Source organism: Corallococcus sp. AB011P (assembly GCF_003611605.1).
In the GTDB taxonomy this organism is placed as follows: Bacteria; Myxococcota; Myxococcia; order Myxococcales; family Myxococcaceae; genus Corallococcus; species Corallococcus coralloides.
In genome coordinates, this window is the sequence record NZ_RAVX01000051.1 from 1 (window position 1) to 5663 (window position 5663).

Annotated in this window: 5 protein-coding genes; all 5 read left to right on the top strand. The window is 63.2% G+C overall.

What is annotated here, in order from left to right; translation table 11 throughout:
* Positions 1 to 150 precede the first annotated feature (150 nt).
* Genes D7X30_RS41200 through D7X30_RS41220 form a run of 5 tightly spaced genes read left to right on the top strand, consistent with a single transcriptional unit; the run spans position 151 to position 5444 of the window.
* Positions 151 to 813, top strand: coding sequence for a hypothetical protein (locus D7X30_RS41200; protein ID WP_233592123.1), 663 nt, complete (start codon positions 151 to 153; stop codon positions 811 to 813).
* Between the two features lie 3 nt (positions 814 to 816).
* Positions 817 to 2985: a Z1 domain-containing protein gene (locus D7X30_RS41205; protein ID WP_120568450.1), complete on the top strand. Its 2169-nt coding sequence runs from the start codon at positions 817 to 819 to the stop codon at positions 2983 to 2985.
* Entirely contained in the window at positions 2986 to 3987 is a 1002-nt protein-coding gene (locus D7X30_RS41210; RefSeq protein WP_120568451.1) for a PD-(D/E)XK motif protein, read from the top strand.
* The gene (locus tag D7X30_RS41215) at positions 3984 to 5249 is read left to right on the top strand and encodes a DNA cytosine methyltransferase (protein ID WP_120568452.1); all 1266 of its coding nucleotides are present in this window, start codon (positions 3984 to 3986) and stop codon (positions 5247 to 5249) included. Before D7X30_RS41210 ends, D7X30_RS41215 begins: the two co-directional genes overlap by 4 nt.
* A gap of 6 nt (positions 5250 to 5255) precedes the next feature.
* Complete coding sequence (locus D7X30_RS41220; RefSeq protein ID WP_233592125.1) at positions 5256 to 5444, top strand: hypothetical protein; 189 nt, start codon at positions 5256 to 5258, stop codon at positions 5442 to 5444.
* The last annotated feature ends 219 nt before the right edge of the window (positions 5445 to 5663 follow it).

Consider the following 5663-nt stretch of genomic DNA (forward strand, 5'->3'; position numbering starts at 1 on the left):
TCGCCCCATGCCGGCGACCATCTCCTCAAGGTAGGCGCCCAGCGCCTCGTCCAGCTTCTTGAGCTGCGCGGGTGTCATCCCGACCGTAGATCACGCCCGCCACCTGGATTCAAGTGACCGGGTAGTACTAATAGCTTCGCGTCACAGCGTGTGATCGGCGAGATGTTCGTCGAGGGCTTCGACGTCTCGCACACGAAAGATGGCATCCAATGGGGAGGCTACGAGGACGAACTCCTCGACAAGATTTGGCGACAGATCAACTCGCCTGACTGCCCGTTGCTCGATCAGGCCAACGGATACCGCGCGAGGAAGACGGCAGACCAACTTCCGAAGGACTTTGGGGCGAACGCGCTCGCAGATGCCTCCGAGGCCATCGCCGACGCCGGCACGAGCAAGGCCATCAGCGAAGTTGCCGCCACGCCTCCCGCCGCCGAGGTCGATCAGGTGTCGCCGCCGCCCGAGCCCAAAGCGGTGCTTCAGCAGCGCGAACACGTCCTCGTGCTGCCGTGGGAGGGCTCATCCATCAGGGTTGTGCTCCAACTTGTCCAGGACCAAGCGGCTGACTTCTTTGTCGCGGCCGTCGAGAAGAGCGCAACCAGTGAGGAGGTTCTCACCGTTCGGCTCAACCTCGACCACCGATTCAGCATCGCGTTCATCAACGACAACGAGCAGGCGCTGCAGCCAATCCTGCGCATCTTGGCCGCCCTTGCGCTGTCGGAGCGCATGGCTCGTAAGAGCGGCATCAGCCATACCAGCATCGTGCGCAGCGGCGCGAACAAGATCCTCAACGCGCTCTCGGTGGAGCATTCCTAGTTCATGACAACGACCTTCGACGAAGCCCGTGTGGTTGCCCCTGCCGGCAGTGAATGGTCGCCCGTGATCGGCGAGACCACGTTCGGCCTCGGGCAGTATCTGGAGAGAATTGGCAAGCTCAAGACCCCTGAGGCAGTCACGCGGGTGCGCGACGACGCCCTGGCAATCGTGCGGAACTGCCGCCCGTTCACCAGCGCCACCGACGATACCCGAACGGGTCTCGCAATTGGCTACGTCCAAAGTGGCAAGACGATGTCGATGACCACGGTCAGCGCCCTCGCGCGAGACAACGGCTGCCGTATCATCATCCTGTTGGCCGGCGTGACGACCAACCTCCTGCAGCAGAACGCTGATCGATTTCAGAAGGACCTCCGCGAAGCGTCGGGGCGGCCATCCGCGTGGCGCATCCTTAACTCGGCCAAGGGGTTCGGCGAGCATGCGGTCAGAGATCTCCAGCGTGCCGCCGAGGACTGGCGCGACGGATCGTTTCGGGAGGACGACAAGAAGACCCTGCTCTACTTGGTCCTGAAGAACCACACTCACCTCGACGGCCTCGCCTCGCTCCTCCGCAAGGTCGACTTGCGCGGCATCCCATCGCTGATTCTTGATGATGAAGCAGATCAGGCAGGACTCAATACGAAGCCGAACGCCGCCGAGGCATCAACCACCTACAAGCGCATCGCACGGGTTCGCGCGGCACTCCCAAACCACACCTACCTCCAGTACACGGCGACGCCGCAAGCACCGCTGCTGATTGCGCTGGATGACATGCTCTCCCCCGCGTTCGCCGAACTCGTGCGCCCTGGCGATGGCTACACCGGCGGGCAGACGTTCTTTGGCGTCGACGCCAACCCCGCGCTCGTTCACGCCATCCCAGCTCACGACTTGGACGTCAGCGCAACTGAAGAACCGCCTGAAACGCTGCTCAGCGCGATGCGCGTCTTCTTTGTCGGCGCCGCCGTGGGAGGCCTTCGGAACCAGCCTCGTCCGATCTCGATGCTGATCCACCCGAGCCAGCGCCAGGACGACCACAAGCGCTACTTGGCGTGGGTGCAGGCGATCATCGGGAGGTGGACCACCGGATTGCGGAGCCAGGACAGCGATGAGCGCACCGATACGCTCGCTGAGTTTCGCCCGGCCTACGATGACCTGCGCGCGACGGATTCAACGCTGCCCACCTTCGACGCGCTGGTCGTGCAGCTCCGGCGCTGCGTGAGCGACGTCCACCTGAGCGAGGTCAACTCGAGCAACGGCAACGACCAGGTCGATTGGGACAATGCCGAGACCCACATTCTTGTCGGTGGCGAAAAGCTCAACCGCGGTTTCACCGTCGAGGGGCTGACGGTCACGTACATGCCGCGCAGTGCGGGTGACTGGAACGCCGATACCATCCAACAGCGCGCCCGCTTCTTTGGCTACAAGCAGGCGTACCTCTCACTCTGCAGACTGTACCTGCACCCCGATGTCATTCACGCCTACCGGTCGTATGTTCGCCATGAGGAGGATGTGCGAACCCAGCTCGCGCAACATCGTGGTCGGCCGCTGCGGGAATGGCGACGAGCCTTCTTCCTCGACTCGCATCTCAAGCCGACCCGCAAGAACGTCCTCGCCGACCCCTACTATCGGATCTCAGCCGACCATGAGTGGTTCTTGCAAGAGCAGCCTCACCTTGATCCAGAGGCCTCCGCTCGCAACGGCGTGATGCTTCGGGAATTCGAAGCGGGCCATGTCTTCGAGGCCGACGAAGCGTTCTTCAAACACCGGGTTGCGACGGCTCCGCTTGCTCCACTATTCCGCGATGTGCTCCTCGCCTATCAGGTTCGCGGCGGCGACGTCGCGAACTGGTACGGGCAGCTCGTCACGCTGCGCGACATCTTGGACGACAACCCGGAAGCGCAGGTCCTGGTCATGCAGATGGACGCAGGCCATCCCCGTAAGCGAAGCGTGGATCCGAAAGCTGGTGCCATCAAACTCCACCAGGGCCGGTCGTCAGCCAAGGGCGAGGGAAAGTATCCTGGCGACGCGAAGATGCATGACACGACGTTCGTCACGCTCCAGATCCATTGGCTTCGGATTTCAGAAGTTCCCGACCTCGAGAGCTTGGTGCCGGCGATCGCCGTCCATATCCACACCAAGCTCCGCAAGGACGACGTCATCGCGCAGGGGCAATAGATGGACCTCTGGAGCACATATCGCGCACTACCACGCCCCTCGCCTGAGGCTGCGTACACGATCGCGCATAGTGCCGGAGCGCTTCGCCTTGCGCGCAGTTCGGCCAATCAGCCGGCGCTCCTAATTGCGACCACTGGGAGTGGGCTAATTCCGCGACGGCTGGCGAACCTCACCTTCGTACCTCCGCTGGAGATGATTGTCGCCCGCGCCGATGGCGCGTCCGAACACGCGCGTTTCGCGGTCCTCGTCTGCACCGCCGACGATGCCGAACTGGAGCGCTACTTCTGTCGGGTGGTCGGAACATTCTTCGGCAACGTGGGCGACGGTTCCGTCGCTGCGCCCTCTGCTGAGGAAGTGGAGCGGACGCTCGACGGAATCACCACGCTGTTTAGCGCTCTGAACCGAGCGCCAAGGCGGTCGGTCCAAGGACTCTGGGCCGAACTCGCGATCATCGCGTGGGCCCGTGTACCTGAGGTTGGCATCTCGGCCTGGCACTCGGAACCAACCGAACTTCACGACTTCGCGCTCGGATCACATCGGCTCGAGATCAAGTCCACGCTGACCAAGCTGCGCGAGCACCACTTCCAGCTCGACCAACTGAGCACTGCGATCACGGGCGAGACGGTAATCGCCTCGCTCATGCTGCAGCAGACTCCGCACGGGGTGAGCGTGTTCGATCTCGTCGAACAGATTGGAACTCGAGTCGGTGACGAGGCTACCGCCCGGCTGGAGACCATCATCGCCGACTCTCTGGGGCGCGACTGGCCGGATGCCGACGCCGATGACGCGCGCTTCGACCTCGATGCCACGAGACAGACCCTAAGATTGTATCGCGCCGTAGACGTTCCGACCGTGCCGCAACCGCTACCTGCAGGGATCAAGCGGGTGCAGTTCGTCGCTGACCTCTCGAACGCACACGAGTTGCCCCTCGACCAGGCCCGCGCACTCGCTCCGCTGTACGCCGACCTTTTGCCAGAGCTATTCGTAGGAGTACCCGCATGACCAAGCCCAAAGTCATTAGCCTGTTCTCGGGTGCCGGTGGTCTGGACTACGGCTTCGAGGCCGCCGGATTCGAGACCGCAGTCGCGCTGGAGATGGACCACGCGTGCTGCGAGACGCTGCGTGAAAATCGTCCGTCGTGGACCGTCATGGAGACCGACATCCTGAAGGTCCGCGGCAAAGACGTGCTCAAGGCTGCCGGCCTGAAGATTGGCGAGGCGGATGTTCTGATCGGCGGGCCGCCGTGCCAACCCTTTTCGAAGGCGGGCTACTGGGCGCGCGGCGACTCTCTCCGGCTGAGCGACCCGCGTGCAGCAACACTCGCTGCCTACCTGCGCATGCTGGAGGAGACCAAGCCACGCGCGTTCCTGCTCGAGAACGTCGAAGGCCTCGCCTACCGGGGCAAAGATGAAGGACTGCGACTGATCCTCGACGAGATCGAGGCGATCAATGGCCGCATCGGCACCAAGTACCGACCGGTGTTCCAAGTCGTCAACGCTGCGAGCTACGGCGTGCCGCAGCTTCGAAAACGCCTCATCATGGTTGGTGCGCGCGACGGCAAGGTATTCAACGTCCCATCGCCAACCCATCGCGTCTCGGTCACCGAATCCGATCCTGCAGATGTGCATCTCGCGCCGCCGCACACCGCTTGGGATGCGCTTGGCGATCTCGTCCTTGCTCCCGAAGAAGACGTCGCCGCCACAGGGCACTGGGCCGACCTGTTGCCGTCGATCCCGGAGGGGTCGAACTACCTCTGGCACACTGACCGTGGTGGCGGCGTCCCCCTGTTCGGTTGGCGTCGCCGGTACTGGTCCTTCCTACTGAAGCTCGCGAAGAACCAGCCGTCGTGGACTGTTCAGGCACAGCCCGGCCCGGCCATCGGTCCATTCCACTGGGACAACCGGCGCCTCTCGATGCGAGAACTCTGCCGGATTCAGACCTTCCCCGACGACGTCGTGGTACGCGGCAGCCGTCACGTGGTTCAGAAGCAGATTGGTAACGCCGTGCCCTCTTTGCTGGCCGAGGTGTTTGCCCGGGCAATTGGCGCCCAACTTCTCGGCATGCGGTCTTCGGAGAAGCCGCTGCTGATGCCCCCGAGGCGAGAACCATCAGAAGCATCGCGACCTACGCGTCGGATTCCAGCGAAGTACAAGGTGCTGGTGGGCAATGACTCTGCTCACCCAGGACCCGGTCAAGGTCGTGGCGCCCTTGAAGCACGCGGCGCTCGTCAGGCTGATCGACTCGAAGACCTTCCAATGGTGTGAATGCCAGTGAGTAGCGCCACCAAGAGTTCGACGGCACGTCGCAGCAGCATTGGCGAGCGCGTCGTCAGCGCCATCGACCTCACGCTGCGCGTGATCGAGCCAACCTACTACAAGGCTCTCCTCACCGCCGTCGACCGCATCACCCGGCTACCACGCACCTCGACGATGCCCGAGGCGATGCGTCTTTACCGCTAGGGGCTGTCCCTGATCTCCGGCCCGAAAATCAACCTGGTGGATCAAACACCGGCGTTGGACCCAGCCATGAAGGGCATCAGGAGGTTGCCAGTCAGCGTCAGGCATGATCAACGCTGGCTGTGCGCCGACATGAACTGAGCGATGCCGAGTGGAGCCGCATCAAGCCCTTGCTGGGCTCGCGGAGCGGCCCACCCTCGAAGCGAGGAGACCGCGACTTCA